Below are 20,790 nucleotides of genomic sequence, written 5' to 3'. Positions count from 1 at the left end.
TCTAGTTTGTTTTTTTCCAACCCAAACTTTCTAAAGCAATCATATAAAAATTTTTACTTATACTCATTAAATGAATATATCTCATCTATGTTTTTCCTAACTTTTTTTCTTGTATTCTTATTCTCATAATATCCTAAAGATATTACTAAATGAATTTCTTTACTACTTGGTATGTTAAGAAGATTTTTTATATTTTTTTCTTTAAACCATCCCATCATACAAGTACCAAGTCCTAATTCTGTAGCAGCTAAGCATAAATGTTCTGATGCAATTCCAATGTCTATTGATGTATAATCCTTTTTCTTTATAAGTTCTCCCATCTTAGATGTAAAATTACGTTTCTCACCAACAACCACAATAAATACTGGAGAAGTTAAGGCAAATTTATTAATTCCTATTAATGGATCATATAAATTATCTGCAATTTCTTTTGCCATTTCTCTATTATCAACCACAACGAATTTCCATGGTTGAGCATTGCAAGCTGATGGTGCTAATCTAGCTGCTTCAATTATTTTCAATATTTTTTCTCTTTCAACCTTCTTATCTAAATACCCTCTTACGCTCTCTCGTTTATCTAATAATTCAAAAAAGTTCATATATATTCTCCTCTAAAATAATATTCAACAAACTTATTTTATCATTTAATAAAAGATTATGTGTATATTTTAATTTCTATTCCTCCCTTAATTCCTTCATGCTTACTAATAATATTTTCTATACTATAATTTATAATACACTCTAAAACAAATTTATTAATCTCTTAATATCTATCTTACCATTATTATTTATAGGCAGTTCTTCAACTACAATTATTCTTGGCATTTCATACAAAGAAAGTTTATTTTTTAAAGAAGCTTTTAAAATATTAATGCTAATATTTTTACTTTTTAAAACTATTACTGCACCAACATCTTCCCCTCTTAATTTGCTAGTTAGTTTTAAAACTACAAACTCTTCAATTAATTCATTTTTTTCAATTACACTTCTAATTCTTTTAAGACTTATTTTATTGCCAGCTTTATTTACTACATCATTATCTCTTCCTTCAATAATCAATATTCCATTAGAGTCTATAAATCCATAATCATTAACTTTAAACCTCTTCTCAAACCCATAAGCAGCATAAGGACTGCTAACCAAAAGTTCATTATTATTTACTATTACCTGAACTTCAGGAAATATGATTCCAACCCCATTATTCTCCAAAGAAAATGTCTCTTGATTATTATAAGAAATAAAGCTAGTTTCACTACTACCATAATATTCAATAACCTTTGCTACTCTAAATATTTTATTAAGTTTATTAAATAAATCATAAGATAGCTTTTCTCCACAACTTAAAACACTTTCTGTAAAAATATTTTCTTCTTCATAACATTTTAGAAGGATTCTATATCTAGATGGAACAAGAAATATGCTATTTACCTTATTAAGATTTATAACCTTTTTCCAAGTTTTAGGAAGATGGCTATCTGTAATAATTATGCTTCCTCCTAAATTCAAAATATGCATTGCCATATTTAAATTAGCTGAAAAACTAAATGAACCAACTAAAAAACTCTTTACTCCTCTTCTTAAATTAAAAATATCGCTTTGATAGCTAAAGGCTCTTATCCAACTTTCTGAACTTCTCACTATCAATTTATGTGTTCCTGTGGTTCCAGAAGATAAAACACCAAAACTTTCTAAACTTTCTCTTTTTAAGATAACTGTTTCTTTAAAAGCTCTAATATTTTTATTTTCATCTATAATATTAATCCTATAAAACTCTATTAAAATACCTTCTTCAAAATAAAAGTCCTCTAATTTATCTACTTTTCCTAAAAAACTTAAATCATCTATATTTTTATTAACTATTATAGGAACATTACCAGAAGATAGTACCCCTAAAAAACCTAATATCTCTCCTAGTGAATTCTCACTTTTTACAGCTATAAGTTCACCTTTATACTTTAAAAATAAATTACCTATACATGTCACTACATTACTTGCTCTTCCATATGTAATTTTTAAATTATCTAATAAAATAAAAGTCCTATCCTTAAAGTTTAACGCTCCAAATTTTAACATATCTATAAAACTCATCTTTATTTCCCTCTATATCTACCTAATCTAAAGGTTTCAAATTTGTACGCTCTAAAATCATTGCTTCTCCTAAGCCTCCAGCAGCTGGAATTGCCACTATTCCTCTTCTACCATTAAAGTGTTTAAGAACCTCTATTAAATGTAAAGTTATTATCCCACCCGAAGCTCCATAGGGATGTCCATATGCTAAAGCACCTCCAAACCTATTTAGCTTTTCCATATTTCCAAACTCTTCTTGGAAAAGTGCTGTTATTACAGCAAATGCCTCATTTATTTCAAAAGCATCTATATCATCATAAGTAAGATTAAAATTGCTCATAATCTTTTTAACTACCTTAACCCCATTTTCAGGACTTAGATTTCCCTCACCAGAAATATTACAAAATCCTTTTATCTGAAAGATTTCATCTAACTTTACTAACATATCATTTTTTAATTCCTTCTCCGCTTCTATATAGACATTATTTAAAATCTTTTTTATTCCTCTCTCAGAGCAAAGTATAACCATAGCTGCTCCATCATGAGTTAAACATGAGTTGCCTGCTGTCATCATATTTCCGCCATTTAATATTGGCCTCAATCTTTTTAATAACCTTTCATTAATTCCTTTTCTTATACCTTCATCTTCCTCAATAATTAAATTAGTATTATTCATATTTAAATTTTCACATTTATCAGTATTAACTGCTGTTTTAATTCCTTCTAGATATTTTTTAGATTCAAATGCTTTTCTATGACTTTCTATACTTAATAAATCTAAATCTTCCCTCGAAAAAGCATATTTTTTTGCCACTCTTTCAGCTCCTTCAATCATAGAAAGCTCGCTATGATCATCTGGCGTAAATTGAGCTACCTTATAAAACTCATTATCTTTTGTCTTTCTAGGATCATTTTTAGAATAATATCTTACTGGAGACATAGAAGTACTTTCAACTCCTCCAGCTATTATAACTTCTGAAAGACCACAAGCTATTTCAGTGTAAGCAACCTCAATACTTTTAAGTGCTGAAGCACATTGCATATCTATAGTAAAGGATGGTACATCTAATCCTGCCATTAATGAACTAAGCCTAGCTATATTACCTCCTGGTCCTACAGCATTTCCTAATATTACAGAATCTATATGTTGTAAATTAAATTTTCTTATTAAATTTTTTATAACTATGGCTGCTAATTCTTCAGGCAATTTATTTTTCAGTATTCCATTAGTTATACCAATGGGCGTTCTAAGTCCTCCTAAAATATAAACCTTCTCCATAATATCCTCCTAGTAAAATGAAATTAAGAGAACCTAATATTCTTATCTATAATTAATTTTAAGAATATCCAAGCTCTCTTAAATGAATCTCTAACTATTTGTTTTTTACTTTCTCATAAATTGGAGTTTATTTATTCTTAAAGCTATGATTGAAGCAGCTACTGCCTTTATTAAATCTCCTATTAAAAAAGGTAATACAGCGACTTCTATAGTCTTAATTATTCCTATTCCATTATAAATACTCATCCAAGTAGCACCTAAAATTAGTATAATAGGTAGTCCAATACATATTGTTATAAATAAATATTTCTTAAGATTTACTGACTTTCCTCTTAAGTAAGCCATAACTATTGTAGCTACTAAGAATCCTAAAAAGTATCCTCCACTAGGTCCAAATAATACTCCTAAACCGGCTCTTCCACCTGAAAACACAGGTACTCCAATAGCTCCTAATAAGAAAAATGTTATTATTGCATAAGCACTATTTTTAGGACTAAGTGTAAGTCCTATTAAATTTATTATTATAGTTTGTGCTGTAATCATAATCGGAGTAAATGGTATTGGAAAAGCTATGTATGCACTCGCGCAAAGAAGTGCAACCATAAGCCCAACCATAGAGATTTCTGTCGATTTATTCTTCATTTAAGAACTCCCCCCCCTAATAAATAATTTATTTTTAGAATATACAAAGAAATCATCTCCATCTATTTTTAAATTAAAAATTTCTTCTACAAATAATGGCTCTAAAAATCTAATATTTATTGTAGTAAAACTTATATTTTCTTTAGCAATATTCTGTACTATATATTTTAAAATCATCATTCCAGGAACAACTGAATTCTTTCCCTCATGAATAGAATTAAAATCACCAACAAAATTACAAAAAGTTGTTATTTCTTCTTTAGAAAAACATTTTTTCTTTTTATAAAACTTTCTTTTACAACTGGTACCTTCTTCAATATTAAATTCAGATAAAGTCTTTTGCCAATTATAGTTTTCTATTCTATCTTTAAAATTTCTATTTGATTTTGGCTTCATTAAGGTTAATGTCAAAGTTACATTCTTTTTATCTGCTAAAAATATTGAACTTTCACAGATCTTAACTGACAAGTTATCCCTAATAATCTTAGATTTTGAATTATAATCCATTTCTAAAACTTTATAATAAGAATTATTTGAAAGCTTCAAAACTCCTTTAGCAATAAAATATCCATCAAAGTTTTTCTCATAAAGCTTACCAAATTCTTTAGCTAGAATAGTTACTAAATCCATCTTTATTTCACCTCTGTAAACTATAATAAACTTTGATATTCAAAATGTCAACCATTAATATTAAATAAGTTTACAATAAAAAATCTTACTAAGACCTATATAATGAAACTTAAACTTTGTTTTAATTAACAATTTAAAATGAAACATTATTTTTAACTAAAGCTCTTATAAATCTCCCCCCTTTAAATTAATATACTTAATAATTAGACATTCTTACTTTATAGATGATATAATAAGCAAATAAATTCACTTGAAATTTTAAGTGAAGTATTTTATCTATACTAAAGAATAAACATCTTATTTTAAGATATTTTTATTATTAAGGAGAGATTTTATGTTTAAAGTTCATAAAGAGAAGTGTATTGCATGTACTCAATGTATAAAGGATTGTCCTGTAAATGATATATCACTTATAGATGAAAAAGCTAATATTAAAAATAGAAACTGTATAAAATGTGGTCATTGTATTGCGATTTGTCCAACTAAAGCTGTTTCAACAGACGATTACAATATGGAAGAAGTTAAAGAATATGATAATGAAACCTTTGATATAGAATCTGAAAACTTATTAAACTTCATAAAATTCAGAAGGAGTGTTAGAAGTTTTAAGAATAAAGATGTAGAAAAAGAAAAACTAGAAAAAATTCTTGAAGCTGGTAGATTCACTCAAACAGCAGTTAATAGCCAAGATGTTTCTTATGTTGTTGTTACTGAAAAAATAGCTGAACTAAGAGATTTAGCTTATGAAAGTTTAAAAGAAAAAGGTGAATATATACTTAACAATTTAAATGATGAAAATAAACATTTAAGAAGATACGCCTTAATATGGACTAAAATGTATAAAGCATATAAAGCTGATCCAATAAAAAATGATAGGTTATTTTTTAATGCTCCAGCAATTATAATTGTCTTTTCTCATCATGACTTAGATGGTGAATTAGCCTCTTCAAATATGGAACTTATGACTAATGCATTAGGGCTTGGAACCTTCTTTAGTGGATTCTTACAACTTGCTGCTGAAGGAAATGAAAAAATTCTAAATCTACTTGGAGTTAAAAATAAAAAAATAGCTTCATGTATGATTATAGGCTATCCAGCAATTACATATAAAAGAACAGCTCCTAGAAAAAAAGCTGAAGTAAATTGGATTTAAAAAAAGCTCTACTATTTTAATTAGTAGAGCTTTTTTATATTTTATTATTTCACATTTAATTTTTCTTTAGCTAAACTCGGCAATTCATCTACTTGAACTTCTTTGTAAGAAAGAATAGAATTTAATTCATTGCTTTTTGGATCTCTAACACGCACTTCTAAGAAAGCACCTTTTCTTAGATTCTTATCTGCTGTAAATACTACTTTTATTTCATTTCCAGATTCATCATAAGCTTTAATATCTCTATATTCATATCTGTAAACATCTTCCTCACCATCTTTAAATGCAAACTTTTTGTTCCCATCAACTGAAACTTGTAGATAATATTTATCTGAACCTACGTCTTTTAAACTTCCACATCCAGTAATACCTACTGCAACAAAACATAATGTAGCCACTAAAATAATTTTTGATAATATTTTCAATATAACCCCCCCATTTAAATAAAATATAAAATTTTATGTTTTAATTATAATTTTTTATTTTAATTTGTTATATTGATTTATCTTTCGTTAGTGTTACATTTTTGTAAGATATAATAGTTAATATAAACTTTTTATTCACTTAAAGCCATTTTAAATTTTTCTTTGTACATATGTATATCTCATATGACACTTACAATGTCTCTCTTTTAACATCTTTATATGTATCTCCTCATCAAAATACTTAGTTACTTTTAAATAAAATACTAATGTTGTAATAACCATTAAAACAAACCCATATACATATATTCCTCTATAAGTCAATTTATCTATTATAAGTCCTCCTATAAAATTTCCTATAGAACTAGATAATCCATTAACTAATAATTTAACTCCTGCAAAGATATCCCTATTCTCTAACTCTATATGACTCATCATGGAACTATCTAGAGAAGAACCTACTAGGCATGCACTTGCTGCTCTACATATTAAAGCTACAATAAAAATCACTGTAGGAAGGCCTAAAGAAAGAAAAAATGTACTTAGTACTATTCCAAGCATAGCTAAAAGTTCAAATTTACGTATACCAAGCTTCTCTATAACCATTGGCATTAATGTTATGCTTACCATATTGAGAGAAGTTATTATAAAGTTAATTATAGAAATAATTGTATTACTTAAATTAAACTGATTCTTAAGTATTAAATTATTATATGGCCAAATTGCACTTCCTCCTACAGATAGTATGAATAAAAACATAGCAAAAACTCTTATTCTCTTATGAGTTTTAAATAGCGTTAATGCATTTTTTAAAGCTTTATTTACTACTTTACTATCACTCTTAATTCTCTTATCTTTTGGAAGTAAGAATAATCGTATTATAAAAGCTCCTATTGTCATCATAGTAGCTAATAAAAAGAGAGTCTTATAGCTAACATTAATAAATATAGGGATTTTATTTATATTTCCTGCCAATAGCCCACCTAAGGTTGATGCAATAAAATTCACTGATGATTTATAACTATAAGCACAACATTCTTTATCTGGTGTTGTATATGAATATAATAACTGTAACTCTGTAACCTGAATAAAGCATAAGCCAATGTTGACTAAAATTTGAGCTATTAATAACATAAAATAACTTATAAAAACAACATAAAATCCCATTCCTAATGCACTTAAAAGACATCCAGCTGTCAATACAGTTTTTCTCCCTAAAATATTAATAAATGGACCTACAAAAAATCCAACCATAGATGATAATGCTCCTATAGAAAAAAGCATTCCTATTTTATCTGGAGGTATTTTTATTTCATTTAGATATAAAATTTGTAAAAAACCATATATTCCAAAAGCTCCAGCTAAAATTAATTCACTTATAACTATTATTTGAACATTTCTAGGAAATGAAGCATAATTTTTTATGGATTTAAATCTATCCATTTATAATCTCCTCCTTTCTCAAATTTTTATCTAATTAATCATTTAGAATATATAAAATTATGATAAGCAATATTTTTTAAATTTATGTATTTATTAATTTTAGATAAAACAAAAAGTGTATTAACCTATAAAAAGTTAATACACTTAAATACTTATTTACTATAAATTACTTAACTAGCTTTTGTAATTTTTCACTTAATTCCTTTAATCTTTCCACTGATGGATATGGAGATTTCTGTTCAAGAGCTTTATTAATTACATCAAGCGCCTTTTTATATTCCCCTACTCTTTCATAAGCCAAAGCTAAATTATATGAATTAACTCCTGGATTTACATTACTTTCTACAAGTTTTTCATAATGATCTACCATTTCTTTTTGTATTCTTTCTCTTAATTCCTTTAACCTTTCCACTGATGGATATGGAGATTTCTGTTCAAGCGCTTTATTAATTACATCAAGTGCCTTTTTATATTCTCCTACTCTTTCATAAGCCAAAGCTAAATTATATGAATTAACTCCTGGATTTACATTACTTTCTACAAGTTTTTCATAATGATCTACCATTTCTTTTTGTATTCTTTCTCTTAATTCCTTTAACCTTTCCACTGATGGATATGGAGATTTCTGTTCAAGCGCTTTATTAATTACATCAAGCGCCTTTTTATATTCTCCTACTCTTTCATAGGCTAAAGCTAAATTATATGAATTAACTCCTGAATTTACATTACTTTCTACAAGTTTTTCATAATGATCTACCATTTCTTTTTGTATTCTTTCTCTTAATTCCTTTAACCTTTCCACTGATGGATATGGAGATTTCTGTTCAAGCGCTTTATTAATTACATCAAGCGCCTTTTTATATTCTCCTACTCTTTCATAGGCTAAAGCTAAATTATATGAATTAACTCCTGAATTTACATTACTTTCTACAAGTTTTTCATAATAATCTACCAGTTCTTTATAATATTTTTTATCATTAGAACTATTTATCTCTTCTTCTTTCAACTTTTCTTCATTATTAGAATCTGCTCTTAACTTAAATTCCTCAGTGCCATCTAAGTAATTCTTATTTAAATAAGGGCTATAAAAATCTATAAATATAGAATTCATAGTCTTTATACACCTTGTATTAATTAACTTATCTTCTTTTACTTCTTCATTAAGCGTCTCCGTTTCTTCTTTGAAATTATAATAATAGCTTATATCAATATCACTATACTCTTGTCTTTCCTTAGCTCTATAATCACTTATTCTTTTTCCCAAAATCTTCTTAGTTTCTTTATCTTCTTTTTCTCCAAAAGTAAAGGCACCAATATTGAAAATTATTATATTATTATCAACTAAACTAACCAAACTCTCAATATATCCAATTGTATCTGCATTAGATGATCCTATTACCCTTTGTCTTATAAAAAGATATGGGTTGCTAATATATAAGCTCTTTATTGGAAAGGCACTATTTATAGCTGATACAGTTGGAGTTACATTTTCTCTTACATTTCCATCCTTATCATATATCATATCTAAATAAATTTTAGGCTTATTACCTATATAAAATATAAACTTTTCTTTTAATGATGTTGAACTTACTTTTACCATATTTCCTGGTAAGTATTCCGCTACGAAGTTATATTTTTTAGAGAACATTTCTGGGCTAAAAATTTCTTTTAATTTCCCATCTTTATATTGATAAATGCTAGCTATTTCATATCCACCTGATCCTCCATAGGCTCCTCTTAACATTATTTCATCTAATCCATCATTATTAAAATCTCCTAGAAATAACTCTAAACCATATCCAGTATAATCAACATTGGTAGTTATCTCTTTTCCTCCACTTTCTGGAATTATAACTATTTGTACATTTTCAACAAAGTCCCCTCCCTTTTGATAATATGTTCCAACTAAAACAATTTTATCTTTGTTATATTCCTTTGTAACACTGCCAACTTTAAGATCTAAAATTATTTTATTATCTGAATTAGGCATATATACTTTTCCTTCTATTATTAATTACAATATATTCTATTTTAAAAAAGGTAAAAAGTTTAATCTATTTACTCTTTAGATTTATATATTCTTATTGCATTATTTTGACATATATTTTTTTATAAGTTTTATATAATAATTTTTAAATACAATATTTTAAGTAATACTAATTCTAAACTGGAATATTCTTTAATCTTTTGGTAAAAATAAAATTAGACTTAATTCAGCATATAGTCTTAAAACTGAATTAAGTCAAAAATTTTATGATATTAGCTATAATAAACACTTTCTTACTTCTTATAGCTGTTAAAAACCTTTTAATAAATACATAAAATTAAATTTTATGAAAAAATATATTGAGGTCTTCCATCCAAGTTTGCAATTTCTACTATATCTATTAAATCTAACAAATATAAGCATCTTATTCCTGAATCTACCTCTTCTTTTGTAAAACCATGCGGCATTATATTTCTTTCAATAGCACCTATGGAGGTTGTTCCAACACTCTTTACAAAAGCTAAAATTAGATGAGATACCATATTAGACACCTCTTTATTCTTTCTATTTATAAGAATGATTTAATTCTTATATTAATATTTTTCGCTTTTTATATATTAAAAATACTCTAGATACTAAGGCTACTGAGTTGTTTTTTTCCAAACTCTCCTTAACTTATAATATATAACATTTTTCTATAACTATGATAGTAAAGTATATTTTATAGGTAGTGGACTAGCTTCCATTGCCTATACTGCTTATTTAATAAGAGACTGTAATTCTAAAGGTAAAAGCATACATATATTCAATGATATTATCGGAAGTACTGAAAACGGCTTTATATACCGTAGTGGAAGAATATAACTTTAACTAGTCATTCTAAAAATTCTGAATTGGCTCATATTCTTATTTTTTTGCTCTTATTATTTTATACCAAAGTTTGTTACTTTTTGGGAACTCTTTCTTTTGAAGATATTTTAAGGATTTTTTTAATTCTTTTTCATCAATATTTCTAAATATCTTTCTATCAAAGCCATCTTCTTTTACATTAAAAAGCCCATCCTCTAATTTTTCTATCTCAACTTGTCTATCTTTTTTAAATGTTTTAAAATTAACTTTATCATTAATTTCTATCCTCTTTAGTGTGTATAAAGCAACATCTATAAAATCTGTTATGCTTACCATTTTACATACACCCTCCTTAATATTATGCTTTTTTTACAGCCTTTATTTTTGATACTAGTTTTGTAAATTCATTTTTCTTTATTATATTTGATATAAAGAATACCCTTATTTCTTCTCCTTCAAAAATATATGCAACTCTGCAATCTAATCCTGGCTCCAGAGAAATTTTATATTCATATATGGTCTTATTTTTATATTTATATCCCCTTACAGTTTTGATTTTATGAGGATTATTGTTTATCAACTCTAATGTATTATTGTATATCCTACTTTTTATATATTCCTCATATTTCTTATTGTGTTCAAAGAACCTTTTTAAATAAACATTGTTGTCAATGATTATTTTCTTTTCTACCATATTTACTCATCTCTTTTCAAAATATTTATAAAATAAACTCCACTTTAAACCCGTGTTGGTTTTTGGATAGAACTTTAAAACCACCTTAATATCAATAAATTATATTCTATTAAATCTATATATTAAATTTCTCTCAAAATTTATAGTTCCAATTCTTTCAATAACTTCTGCTAACCTTTCTTTACCATTAGCAGCTTCATTGTAATAATCTATAGTACATTTTAAAAGTCTTGTTAATTCATTCTCTTTAAACTTTCTCTTCATAGGCTCTGCTTTTCTAGATTTTCTTCCAGCTCTTCCTCCTATAAAAACTAAGAATTCTATCTCCTTACTATTTATGTTTATAGTTGGTATAACTGCAAAATCATTGCTCTGAGCCTTTCCATAACTATTTATACATCCAAAAACACCTATTTTAAATTTAGCTGGAACCTTCTCTCCTAAAAACTTTTTCTCAAAAACTTCTCCTATTCTTCTTGTATCAATAAGTCCATGCTTACAAACAGTTCCTTTACATGTGACTATAGCTCTAACAGTTTTTCCTGCGCCCCCAATTCTAAGACCTTTTTCTTTTGAAACTTCTATTACTTTTTTTATATTCTCTTCTTTTATATAAGGTATTTCTATAGTTAACCTGCTAGTTAAACTTAATTCTCCATTTCCATACTCTTTAGCAATATCTGCTAAGTCCCTCATTTCTTCTGCTTTAAAATATCCAACTTTACTTAAATATCTTATAGCATAAAACTCTTCTTGTTTTTGATTTAATATTCCCTGTTCTTTTAAACATTGCTTTTCTTCTACTGTGAACTTATTCATTATTACTCTCCTTAAACCATATATAATTAAAAATAACTACCCTTATCTTTATTATAGTATTTTAATAGTAATAAGAAATATAGTTTTTATTTAGATTAATCATAACTATTTTCTTATATATAATATGAATTTTTAATAAAAATAATTATCTAGATATTAACTGAATTATTAGTTTATTAAAATTTTTTAATGAATAAACTTTAAATTAGTATTATAATAAAAAAATATTATTTAATATTTTTAGTTAGGAGACTTTATATGAACTTGATAAGTAACTTTTTTGATTTAATATTACATTTAGACAAATATTTAGGTGCCTTTATCACCAATTATGGTACCTTAACCTACTTAGTTTTATTTTTAATAATCCTTGCTGAAACCGGATTAGTGGTAACTCCGTTTTTACCAGGTGACTCAGTAATTTTTGCATCTGCTACATTTTGTGCTTTAGGATTACTTAATATTTATATATTAGTACCCTTGCTTATAATTGCTGCAATAGCTGGAGATACCTTTAATTATAGTATCGGTAAATTTTTAGGAAGCAAACTGCTTGAAAATTCTAAATTAATAAAAAAAGAATATATAGAAAAAACCAATGCCTATTATGATAAATATGGCGGAAAAACTTTAATAATTGCTAGATTTATACCAATAATTCGTACTTTTGCTCCTTTCGTTGCTGGAATAGGAACAATGAAGTACAAAAATTTCTTAACTTATAATGCTATTGGTGGATTTGTATGGGTTTTACTTGTATCATCTCTAGGTTATTTCTTTGGTAATATAAAAATTGTTGCTGATAACTTTTCTATAGTTATTATGGGAATAATAGTAGTTTCTATTTTACCAGCTATAATAGGTGTACTTAAAACTAGATTCTCATCTAAACCAGCTATGTAACCTATAATTAAATTACATAAAAAACTCTGATTTAAAATAAACTTAAATCAGAGTTTTTCTTGTTTTTAATATGGCTTTTTCTTAAAATAATAAAATACAATAATTAATGTTACTACTTCTGCAAATATTAAAGAAAGCCATAATCCATTATCTCCAAATATAAATGGTAAAGTAAAAAGACCTACTATCAATACTATTAAGCTTCTTGAAGAGGCTATAATTATAGAAATCAATGGTTCATTTATTGATGTATAATACATAGATGCAACTATATTTATTCCCATTATAATTATTGCTATTCCATAGAACTTAGTAATATGGACAGCTAAATTTATTACTTCTATATCATCACCAACAAATATCTCTGCAATAGGGGTTCCCTTAGAGAATATTACTAAAGCTAGTACTAATCCTAAAATTAAGCTTGTAATAACACCAACTCTTTTAAACTTCCTTACCCTTTTATTCTCGCCCATTCCTTTATTAAAGCTTGCTCCTGGACCAATAGCTGATGCTATACCCCAGTAAACAGACATAGCAACAGTGGCTATATAGTTAGCAACACTAAATGCAGCGACTCCCATTACTCCTAAACGCCTCATTATTAATATATTAAAAAGAAATCCACTTATAGCCACTGAAACATTACTTAAAAGCTCTGAAGAACCATTAAATAACATTTCTCTTATAGCTTTCATATCAAAATGTGGTTTAACAAAATTCCAAGATGACTTTTTAATTATAAATATTAACATTGCAATCATAGGTATTACTTGTGATGTCCCAGTAGCAAGTGCAGCTCCACTCAGTCCAATTTTAAACTTTGCTATAAATAAATAGTCTAATACTATGTTTATCACTGCTCCTAAAGTTGTACATACTATAGGGAATACAGGAAATCCTCCACTTCTCAAAAACATATCTAAAGCTGCATTTCCTATAAACCCAACAAAAAATAGTGATGATATAAATAAATACGAGCTAACCAGGGATGTTGTACTTCCGCTAGCACCAAGTAAAATGGCAATTTGCCTACTAAATAATATACATATCATGGTTGCTAATATAGATATTATAGTCACCATTAAGAAGGTTACTGTATAGAAATTATTACTCTCATGAATGTCACCTTCTCCTCTTTTTATATTAGCTAAAGTTCCCCCTCCAATACTTATCATCATTCCAACACCAAATAAAAAGTTCAAAATAGGCATAGATAGATTTATGGCTGCTACCGCCTCAGAACCAACAAACTGACCTACAAAAATTCCATCTATAAGCCATGCTGATGTCATGGATACCATTCCTAAAATAGCTGGAATAGCATAATATAAAAATATTTTTAAAACATTATCTTTTCCTAAATCTATTTTACCTCTTTTTTTCCCCTCACTACTTTCCATCTCTAGAAGAACTTCACAGGCTTCTTCACTTAAAATTTCCTCTTTAAAATGAGATTCTTCTTTCACATCGTTTTTAATTTTCTCTTTCATAAACTTCTTCCTTTTAATATTAAATTTAGTCTCTTTATTTTAAAGCCTCCAGTAACTGTACAGTCAATGTACTCTAGTCAAAATTTTCTTTTTATTAATATATTTTATAATAAATATACCAAAAAAAGACAGCAGAATTATGCTGTCTTTTTTTTAAAATACGACTATATTTTAGACTATCGTTAATTATAGATTGGTATGAAGAACTAGCCAAAAGTCAAGCTTCACTTAAAATATCAGTTAATTTTTAAACTTTTTTAAGGTAGCTTCAACAGTCTTTTGTCTTTTTTTTGCTGACTCTAAACCTTTTTTTGTGTTTAGAGCATAATTGCTTGGTGCCTGAGGTACTCCTGCAAGTAATGTTGCTTCATTGTAAGTCAAATTTTTAGGGCTTTTGCCAAAATACCCTCTTGTAGCTTCATTTATTCCTTTATGCCCATTTCCAAAATAAATTGAATTCACATATATTTCCAATATTTCTCTTTTAGAATACTTTTTCTCTAAAGCTAAACTAAAAAATATCTCTTTAAACTTTCTTTTAAAACTTCTTTCATTAGTTAAACAAAGATTCTTTGCAGTCTGTTGTGTTATTGTACTTCCACCTTCTATGCATCTTCCTGCTTTCGCATTATTTACTGTAGCTCTAGCAATAGCCTTAAAATCTAAAGCGCCATGTTTATAAAATCTTCTATCTTCTATAGCAACTATTGCATCTAAAAAGGTTTGATCTATATTATCTATTTTCACATAATTAGGGTTTTTCTTTAACTCACTTATCTTCTGATTTAATATTTCACTATCAGTTTTAACTTTAAAATCAGTACATCCTAATAAAACCATTGGAAGTGTAAATATTATTAAAAACATTATTATAAATTTAGATTTATTTCTCAATATTTTTTTCACTATTAATCCTCCCTATTTGTTTATAAAAATTCATTATTTTTAAATTAATTTTAATCTATCAAATGTTTTATTTGATTTTTCTTTTTATAAGCTAATTATAAATAATCTAATATATATGTAGTATTTAATTCTCTTTCTTTTAGATTTCAATTTTGTAAGAAACTCATAATATTCAATAGTTATATTAAGTATCCTTACTAAAAAAAGACTAGCTGTTAAATCTAACAACTAGTCTTTTTCCTTTCTTATAATCCTAATTAAAAGCCTTAGTTAACATATTTATTAAAAAAACTATCTATAGTTGACTAAATCTATTATATCTAAACGCTCGTCCCACCCCATACCGATATAGTCACCTTCACTAGTGCCATGCCCTCTTAAATCTGGAATAATAACGTTATATCTAATATCTTTCTATCTATGCATAATTGTTATTTTCATTTATTATAAAAAATTTCTAACTATTTATAGAATTAAGTGATAAAATATTAAGGCAAGTTTAAATTTAAATAAATTTTTTATATACGAAAGATGGTGTTTTTTTGAAAGTAAATTTTTTTATACCAAAATATATGTCTACATTTAAATGTATAGGCCCTAAATGTACTGATACTTGCTGTGCCGGCTGGGATATTAACATAGATGAAGTTACATTTAAAAAATATGAAAATAGTAATGGTAAATTAAAAGAAATAGTAAAAGAAAAATATATAAAAAATGAGAACTTAGATGATTCCTTTAACTATGGTTTCATGATTTTAACAGAGGATAAGAAATGTCCTTTTTTAAAATCTAATCTACTTTGTGAAATTCACGGTGAATGTGGTGAAGAAAATCTTTCTATAACCTGCAAAAGATATCCTAGAGTTTTTAATATTATAGATGGCATATACGAAAAAAGTGGTATTCCTTCATGCGAAGAAATTTGTTCTAAAGCCTTCTTAAACAAAGAGAAAATGGAATTTATAGAGACTGAAGAGGAAGTTGATGAGGAAACTATAGAAATACGTAGAGTTATAGATACTGATGCTTTTATTGATTCAGATAGCTTAATTCAATATTTCTGGGATATAAGGGTTAACTCCATAAATATTATGCAAAATAGAGATTTTTCTATTGAAGAAAGACTCATTTTACTAAATTCTTTCTATGAAAAACTTGAATATTTAAGAGGTAGCCATAACTTTTATGAAATTGAAGAATTACTTGAGAAAATTAATGAAGATTCTTCAAACATAGACTCTATGATTAAACCTATAGAGTTTACTCCTTTTAATTTTGATAGAAACTTTTTTAACCTTATTTTAAATGAGGATCTTTTAAAAAAAGTTATTGGTACTAGATTAAAAACTTTTTTAACTTCTTTAAACGACAAGAAAAACCTAATGTCTGAATCTTTTAATGATGATAAGTTAAAAAAATTAGATATTACTCTCACAAACTATTCATATATATTTGAGAACTACCTAGTAAACCAAATATTTAAGGATATAATACCATTTAACAAAGGAGAAAATTTAAAAGATAGTATTAAAGTTCTTATAAATACCTATAAATTAATAAAAGGCTATTTAATACTTTTATATAATTCATCATCAAAAGAAATTTCAGAATACGAAATAATACATATAATTCAAGCTTTAAGCAAGGATTTAGAACATAATAAAGTATTTAAAAACCTCTTAGAAATTGATTAGTTAATCAAAATACTTAACTTTAATTAAAATTTCAATAAATTATATATATTTAATTAGTATAAGACAAAGTTTTAGGTAAATGATTAAAACAGCGACTAATATAAAAATAGAAAGGAGTCTGTAATAATCTTGTTTTTATCACTATCGGTTTCAAAAAGAGAAAAAATTATAGATTTTTTTAAAAAGGAAGTTGTTCTAATTATAGCTACTACCCTAGCTTTAATTAGTTCATTGATATCCATACCCCAAATAGAATACATAGACTTTAAAGTATTGATTTTGCTTTTTAACTTAATGATTGTAGTTGCAGCATTTAAAGAACTTAAAGTTTTAGATTGGATTGCTACATATTTACTGTATAAATGCAAGACCTCCATATCACTTTCATTTACATTAGTATTTTTAACATTTTTTGCTTCTATGCTAGTGACAAATGATGTTGCTTTAATAACCTTTATTCCTTTAAGCTTAGTTTTAGGTAAAAAATCAAACTTAAACACTTTGAATTTGATTGTCTTTCAAACTTTAGCAGCTAATGTAGGAAGTACTTTAACCCCTATGGGAAATCCTCAGAATTTATTTATATATTCATATTTTAATATGTCACCATTTGAATTTTTTAAAGTAACATTTCCTCTTACTATTTTGTCTTCTTTCTTTTTAATGATAACGCTCTTAATGTTAAAAAGAAAAAAACTAGATGTTATTCTTTTAAAAATAGAAATAAAAAATTTTAGACATCTAATTATATGGAGTATTTTATTTGCAATAATATTATTATCAGTTTTTCAAGTTATAAATTATAAATTGGCTTTTATATGTACTATTCTAGTGACATTAATAATTAATAAAAGCTTATTAAAAAAAATAGATTATTCATTAATTTTAACTTTTATAGCATTCTTTATATTTATAGGAAATATTTCTAACTTAGATAAGGTTAAAACTTTAATGAATACTCTTCTAAGTGATAGTAGTACAACCTATTTCACTTCAATAATTACTAGTCAATTTATAAGCAATGTACCAACGACAATATTGCTTTCTCCATTTACAACTTTCAAGGATTCATTACTTCTTGGAGTTAATATTGGAGGTGCAGGTACTTTAATAGCCTCATTAGCTAGTGTTATATCTTATAAACTTTTTATTAAAGAGAATCCTTCTCTTAGTTTTAAATACCTAAAAAGCTTCACTATTTATAATATAATTTACCTTATTATATTCATACCATTGATATTTATATTAGGTTCTATTTTTTAATAAATATTTACCTGTTAGCATCATATTAATAGTATATTTATATGCTATCTTAATACTATAAAAAGAGAGGTTATCAAATAATTTTACACTAAGTTACTCTTTGATACCCTCTTTTTATTTCTATCATTTTTATTTTTCTAAGCAATATTCTAATTCATCTCTGCTTAAGTTTCCTAAATGAATATTGTCTAAATATTTGCTTAAAAAAACATATGCATTCTTCATTTCTTCTAAGGATGTAGCCTCTTCTTGCATTTTGTATCTTGGAAAATATCTTGATATATGAATAGGTATTGATTTATCTACGCTTCCTAAGAATTTTCCTATACGCTCTAAGGTTTCATTATCTGTATTAGAACCAGTTACTAAAAGAGTAGTAACCTCAATATGCTTTCCCATTTTATTAGCTATCCTAATAGTTCGTTCGACTTCATTTAATGATCCAAAGCATAATCTTTTATAATACTCATCATTTCCTTTTAAGTCTATGTTTAAGGCATCTACATAAGGTAGCAACTCCTTTAAAGGCTCTTCACTTACATAACCATTAGTAACTAAAACTATTTTATGGTTAGAGTCTAATTCTTTAATTTTTTTAGAAACATCCAGTACATATTCATACCATATTGATGGCTCATTATAGGTAAAGGCTAAACCTATACTATTATTCATACTAAGGGAAGTTTCTGCCATCTCCTCTGGAGACACAAACCTACTATTAGCTTCATATTGAGATATGCTGTAATTTTGACAAAATGAACACTTAAAATTACATCCAAAAGAGCCAATAGATAATATATTACTTCCAGGTAAAAAGTGATATAGTGGCTTTTTTTCTATTGGGTCTACGGAAATTGAGGTTATCTCTCCATAGTTTATTGAATAAAGCCTTAAAGCTCCCTCTTCACCCCTACTAACTTCTCTAACATTGCATATTCCTCTTTTTCCTTCACCTATTAAACAATTATGCGGACATAAATAACATCTTATATACTCTTCCTCATGTTTATAATATAAAGCTTCTTTTTTCATAGTTTATCACCTAAATTAAACTTCCTTGAACCTTTCTACTTTAAAACGCTCTAATGTATATTTATCAGAAGGACTTATTCCACCTTTATTCATAGCTATCTCAAGTTGTTCCTCTTTATTTTCTACTCCCTCTAAATTTGGAAGAAGTAAGCCTTTTTTATTTCCATAAGTCACTATAACTCCATAATTATATGGATCTAAATCTTCAAAATTAGCCTTTTCAGGTGGATATAATAAATCAACAGATATATCTATTTCAACTAATTCTTCTTTCTTTAAAGGAGCAAATCTTGGATCATTTAAGGCAGCACTTAAAGAATTCCTAATTATTTCTTCTCCAACAGAATCTGTTGTTGGCATAATAGTCCCTATACAACCTCTAAGTTCTCCATTCATTTTCAATGATACAAAAACTCCCTTTCTATCTTCTAGGAGATCCTTATCTTCAATCTCTTCTCTAGTTAATAATCTACCTAAATTAAAATAGGTATCTAAATTTTTTCTTGCTAATTTTGTATATGGATTTCCTTCCTCTAATCTTCTCTTATGTTTCTTCTCTTTTTCATTCATAATATCTTCATAGAGATTTCCACTGCCCTCTTCAAACTGAAAAACAGCATATCCTACCCCTAAAGGTCCTTCATAACTAAGTAACTTTGATTTAGCCCTTGATGAATTTATAATACCTAGTAGTATATAAATTGAACGCAATCCACATTCTCCAGCAGATTTTATAAGATTCCTATCAATTTCTAAAATCTTTTTTAAATCTCCTGATGATAGTATTTTTACTAATTCATCATCAAATTCTTTGCCTAAAGGAGTATAAGGATATGTTCCATTTTCTAATAATCTATGAGATAAATCTCCTGAAGCTATTATTGCAACTTTTCTTCCTGTGTTATTAATTGCTTGCTTAATTACTAACCCCAATTTTAAAAGCTCAATTGGTGTTAGTAACCCATAATTTATATGCACTAATTTATGTTTTTTATTTTTATCAGCATAATATAGTGGAACCATAGCTCCATGGTCTAACTCTAAAGGAGCTCTATATCTTACGCTTGAGTTCTCATCTAAAGCTACTGCTGGTATCTCCTCCTTTACTGATAGATTAATTATCTCATCTGTTAGCTCTATATCTATATTATAATTAAATTTAACCTCTGAAGCTCCAAAATCGCCTAAATCACCATAAATATAATCTGTCTTAATTAATGAAATTGCATCTCTAAAGACTGTTCCATGAGGAGATATAATTATTATTGTTTCTACTTCTGACTCCTCTATTATGTCTCCTACCTCTTTACATGAATTAACTGTTTTTATAACTTCCTCTTCTCTCCCTTTTCCTATCTCTGGAATAATTATAGGAGGGTGTGGCATTAAAAAGTATTTCATAACATACACCTCTCTAATTTTATAAATATATTAATTTATCACACTATATATTGTTCCAAATAAAAACTATCTTATTTAATTACATATAATAAAAAATTCAGCAAACAGTA

The 20,790-nt window shown here is 26.7% G+C and carries 21 protein-coding genes and 1 pseudogene; 5 read left to right on the top strand and 17 right to left on the bottom strand.

Going from position 1 to position 20,790, the window contains the following annotated elements:
* Nucleotides 1–53 precede the first annotated feature (53 nt).
* The 5 genes from AC2JAQ_RS06300 to AC2JAQ_RS06280 form a co-directional block, all read right to left on the bottom strand.
* Nucleotides 54–599, bottom strand: a complete 546-nt coding sequence (locus tag AC2JAQ_RS06300) for a nitroreductase family protein (RefSeq protein ID WP_488458445.1) — start codon at nucleotides 597–599, stop codon at nucleotides 54–56.
* Between the two features lie 142 nt (nucleotides 600–741).
* The gene (locus AC2JAQ_RS06295; RefSeq protein WP_488458444.1) at nucleotides 742–2,088 is read right to left on the bottom strand and encodes an AMP-binding protein; all 1,347 of its coding nucleotides are present in this window, start codon (nucleotides 2,086–2,088) and stop codon (nucleotides 742–744) included.
* A gap of 22 nt (nucleotides 2,089–2,110) precedes the next feature.
* The gene (locus AC2JAQ_RS06290; protein ID WP_488458443.1) at nucleotides 2,111–3,346 is read right to left on the bottom strand and encodes a thiolase family protein; all 1,236 of its coding nucleotides are present in this window, start codon (nucleotides 3,344–3,346) and stop codon (nucleotides 2,111–2,113) included.
* A 105-nt stretch (nucleotides 3,347–3,451) separates the two neighbouring features.
* On the bottom strand, nucleotides 3,452–3,988 hold the full coding sequence (locus AC2JAQ_RS06285) for a biotin transporter BioY (RefSeq protein ID WP_488458442.1): 537 nt from the start codon (nucleotides 3,986–3,988) through the stop codon (nucleotides 3,452–3,454).
* Nucleotides 3,989–4,618, bottom strand: a complete 630-nt coding sequence (locus AC2JAQ_RS06280; protein ID WP_488458441.1) for a hypothetical protein — start codon at nucleotides 4,616–4,618, stop codon at nucleotides 3,989–3,991. It abuts the gene before it with no gap.
* 334 nt (nucleotides 4,619–4,952) lie between these two features.
* On the opposite strand from AC2JAQ_RS06280, the gene AC2JAQ_RS06275 reads away from it, so the two are divergent.
* Entirely contained in the window at nucleotides 4,953–5,771 is an 819-nt protein-coding gene (locus AC2JAQ_RS06275) for a nitroreductase family protein (RefSeq protein ID WP_488458440.1), read from the top strand.
* Between the two features lie 44 nt (nucleotides 5,772–5,815).
* Here AC2JAQ_RS06275 and AC2JAQ_RS06270 read toward each other — a convergent pair whose 3' ends face one another.
* The 4 genes from AC2JAQ_RS06270 to AC2JAQ_RS06255 all read right to left on the bottom strand — a co-directional run bounded on the left by AC2JAQ_RS06270 (nucleotide 5,816) and on the right by AC2JAQ_RS06255 (nucleotide 10,165).
* Nucleotides 5,816–6,196, bottom strand: a complete 381-nt coding sequence (locus tag AC2JAQ_RS06270; RefSeq protein ID WP_488458439.1) for a YxeA family protein — start codon at nucleotides 6,194–6,196, stop codon at nucleotides 5,816–5,818.
* Nucleotides 6,197–6,346: 150 nt separating this feature from the next.
* On the bottom strand, nucleotides 6,347–7,636 hold the full coding sequence (locus AC2JAQ_RS06265; protein WP_488458438.1) for an MFS transporter: 1,290 nt from the start codon (nucleotides 7,634–7,636) through the stop codon (nucleotides 6,347–6,349).
* A gap of 166 nt (nucleotides 7,637–7,802) precedes the next feature.
* Nucleotides 7,803–9,626 carry a hypothetical protein gene (locus AC2JAQ_RS06260; RefSeq protein WP_488458437.1) on the bottom strand — a complete coding sequence of 608 codons (1,824 nt, stop codon included), beginning with the start codon at nucleotides 9,624–9,626 and terminating at the stop codon, nucleotides 7,803–7,805.
* A gap of 341 nt (nucleotides 9,627–9,967) precedes the next feature.
* Entirely contained in the window at nucleotides 9,968–10,165 is a 198-nt protein-coding gene (locus tag AC2JAQ_RS06255) for a hypothetical protein (protein WP_488458436.1), read from the bottom strand.
* A gap of 142 nt (nucleotides 10,166–10,307) precedes the next feature.
* Between AC2JAQ_RS06255 and AC2JAQ_RS06250 the strand changes: the two genes are divergently transcribed.
* Nucleotides 10,308–10,487 carry an oleate hydratase gene (locus AC2JAQ_RS06250; protein ID WP_488458782.1) on the top strand — a complete coding sequence of 60 codons (180 nt, stop codon included), beginning with the start codon at nucleotides 10,308–10,310 and terminating at the stop codon, nucleotides 10,485–10,487.
* A gap of 42 nt (nucleotides 10,488–10,529) precedes the next feature.
* On the opposite strand, the gene AC2JAQ_RS06245 is transcribed toward AC2JAQ_RS06250, so the two are convergent.
* The 3 genes from AC2JAQ_RS06245 to AC2JAQ_RS06235 all read right to left on the bottom strand — a co-directional run bounded on the left by AC2JAQ_RS06245 (nucleotide 10,530) and on the right by AC2JAQ_RS06235 (nucleotide 11,985).
* Nucleotides 10,530–10,808, bottom strand: coding sequence for a hypothetical protein (locus tag AC2JAQ_RS06245; RefSeq protein WP_488458435.1), 279 nt, complete (start codon nucleotides 10,806–10,808; stop codon nucleotides 10,530–10,532).
* Between the two features lie 22 nt (nucleotides 10,809–10,830).
* Nucleotides 10,831–11,166 carry a hypothetical protein gene (locus AC2JAQ_RS06240; protein ID WP_488458434.1) on the bottom strand — a complete coding sequence of 112 codons (336 nt, stop codon included), beginning with the start codon at nucleotides 11,164–11,166 and terminating at the stop codon, nucleotides 10,831–10,833.
* A gap of 99 nt (nucleotides 11,167–11,265) precedes the next feature.
* On the bottom strand, nucleotides 11,266–11,985 hold the full coding sequence (locus tag AC2JAQ_RS06235; protein ID WP_488458433.1) for a nitrite reductase: 720 nt from the start codon (nucleotides 11,983–11,985) through the stop codon (nucleotides 11,266–11,268).
* Between the two features lie 258 nt (nucleotides 11,986–12,243).
* On the opposite strand from AC2JAQ_RS06235, the gene AC2JAQ_RS06230 reads away from it, so the two are divergent.
* Nucleotides 12,244–12,888, top strand: a complete 645-nt coding sequence (locus AC2JAQ_RS06230) for a DedA family protein (RefSeq protein WP_488458432.1) — start codon at nucleotides 12,244–12,246, stop codon at nucleotides 12,886–12,888.
* Between the two features lie 65 nt (nucleotides 12,889–12,953).
* Here the strand turns inward: AC2JAQ_RS06230 and AC2JAQ_RS06225 are convergent, their stop codons facing one another.
* The 3 genes and pseudogenes from AC2JAQ_RS06225 to AC2JAQ_RS06215 all read right to left on the bottom strand — a co-directional run.
* The gene (locus AC2JAQ_RS06225) at nucleotides 12,954–14,381 is read right to left on the bottom strand and encodes an MATE family efflux transporter (RefSeq protein ID WP_488458431.1); all 1,428 of its coding nucleotides are present in this window, start codon (nucleotides 14,379–14,381) and stop codon (nucleotides 12,954–12,956) included.
* A gap of 240 nt (nucleotides 14,382–14,621) precedes the next feature.
* Nucleotides 14,622–15,287, bottom strand: coding sequence for a biosynthetic peptidoglycan transglycosylase (locus AC2JAQ_RS06220; protein WP_488458430.1), 666 nt, complete (start codon nucleotides 15,285–15,287; stop codon nucleotides 14,622–14,624).
* Nucleotides 15,288–15,584: 297 nt separating this feature from the next.
* Nucleotides 15,585–15,698: pseudogene (locus AC2JAQ_RS06215) on the bottom strand (alpha/beta hydrolase); the annotation flags it as partial.
* A 131-nt stretch (nucleotides 15,699–15,829) separates the two neighbouring features.
* Between AC2JAQ_RS06215 and fliB the strand changes: the two are divergent.
* Nucleotides 15,830–16,984, top strand: a complete 1,155-nt coding sequence (gene fliB / locus AC2JAQ_RS06210) for a flagellin lysine-N-methylase (protein ID WP_488458429.1) — start codon at nucleotides 15,830–15,832, stop codon at nucleotides 16,982–16,984.
* A 129-nt stretch (nucleotides 16,985–17,113) separates the two neighbouring features.
* Nucleotides 17,114–18,247: an SLC13 family permease gene (locus AC2JAQ_RS06205; RefSeq protein ID WP_488458428.1), complete on the top strand. Its 1,134-nt coding sequence runs from the start codon at nucleotides 17,114–17,116 to the stop codon at nucleotides 18,245–18,247.
* Nucleotides 18,248–18,376: 129 nt separating this feature from the next.
* Here AC2JAQ_RS06205 and amrS read toward each other — a convergent pair whose 3' ends face one another.
* On the bottom strand, nucleotides 18,377–19,279 hold the full coding sequence (gene amrS / locus AC2JAQ_RS06200) for an AmmeMemoRadiSam system radical SAM enzyme (protein WP_488458427.1): 903 nt from the start codon (nucleotides 19,277–19,279) through the stop codon (nucleotides 18,377–18,379).
* A gap of 15 nt (nucleotides 19,280–19,294) precedes the next feature.
* Nucleotides 19,295–20,680, bottom strand: a complete 1,386-nt coding sequence (amrA, locus tag AC2JAQ_RS06195) for an AmmeMemoRadiSam system protein A (RefSeq protein WP_488458426.1) — start codon at nucleotides 20,678–20,680, stop codon at nucleotides 19,295–19,297.
* Between the last annotated feature and the right edge of the window lie 110 nt (nucleotides 20,681–20,790).

This window comes from Clostridium sp. LIBA-8553 (genome assembly GCF_057782465.1).
This window is presented reverse-complemented; position numbering and strand designations above follow the sequence as displayed.

Bases quoted from the DNA above. Each gene is read 5' to 3' on its own strand.
- AC2JAQ_RS06295 (WP_488458444.1), bottom strand. From the start codon at position 2,088: ATGAGTTTTATAGATATGTTAAAATTTGGAGCGTTAAACTTTAAGGAT.
- AC2JAQ_RS06300 (WP_488458445.1), bottom strand. From the start codon at position 599: ATGAACTTTTTTGAATTATTAGATAAACGAGAGAGCGTAAGAGGGTAT.
- AC2JAQ_RS06280 (WP_488458441.1), bottom strand. From the start codon at position 4,618: ATGGATTTAGTAACTATTCTAGCTAAAGAATTTGGTAAGCTTTATGAG.
- AC2JAQ_RS06275 (WP_488458440.1), top strand. From the start codon at position 4,953: ATGTTTAAAGTTCATAAAGAGAAGTGTATTGCATGTACTCAATGTATA.
- AC2JAQ_RS06240 (WP_488458434.1), bottom strand. From the start codon at position 11,166: ATGGTAGAAAAGAAAATAATCATTGACAACAATGTTTATTTAAAAAGG.
- AC2JAQ_RS06255 (WP_488458436.1), bottom strand. From the start codon at position 10,165: ATGGTATCTCATCTAATTTTAGCTTTTGTAAAGAGTGTTGGAACAACC.
- AC2JAQ_RS06290 (WP_488458443.1), bottom strand. From the start codon at position 3,346: ATGGAGAAGGTTTATATTTTAGGAGGACTTAGAACGCCCATTGGTATA.
- AC2JAQ_RS06230 (WP_488458432.1), top strand. From the start codon at position 12,244: ATGAACTTGATAAGTAACTTTTTTGATTTAATATTACATTTAGACAAA.
- AC2JAQ_RS06225 (WP_488458431.1), bottom strand. From the start codon at position 14,381: ATGAAAGAGAAAATTAAAAACGATGTGAAAGAAGAATCTCATTTTAAA.
- AC2JAQ_RS06245 (WP_488458435.1), bottom strand. From the start codon at position 10,808: ATGGTAAGCATAACAGATTTTATAGATGTTGCTTTATACACACTAAAG.
- AC2JAQ_RS06265 (WP_488458438.1), bottom strand. From the start codon at position 7,636: ATGGATAGATTTAAATCCATAAAAAATTATGCTTCATTTCCTAGAAAT.
- amrA (WP_488458426.1), bottom strand. From the start codon at position 20,680: ATGAAATACTTTTTAATGCCACACCCTCCTATAATTATTCCAGAGATA.
- AC2JAQ_RS06235 (WP_488458433.1), bottom strand. From the start codon at position 11,985: ATGAATAAGTTCACAGTAGAAGAAAAGCAATGTTTAAAAGAACAGGGA.
- amrS (WP_488458427.1), bottom strand. From the start codon at position 19,279: ATGAAAAAAGAAGCTTTATATTATAAACATGAGGAAGAGTATATAAGA.
- AC2JAQ_RS06260 (WP_488458437.1), bottom strand. From the start codon at position 9,626: ATGCCTAATTCAGATAATAAAATAATTTTAGATCTTAAAGTTGGCAGT.
- AC2JAQ_RS06285 (WP_488458442.1), bottom strand. From the start codon at position 3,988: ATGAAGAATAAATCGACAGAAATCTCTATGGTTGGGCTTATGGTTGCA.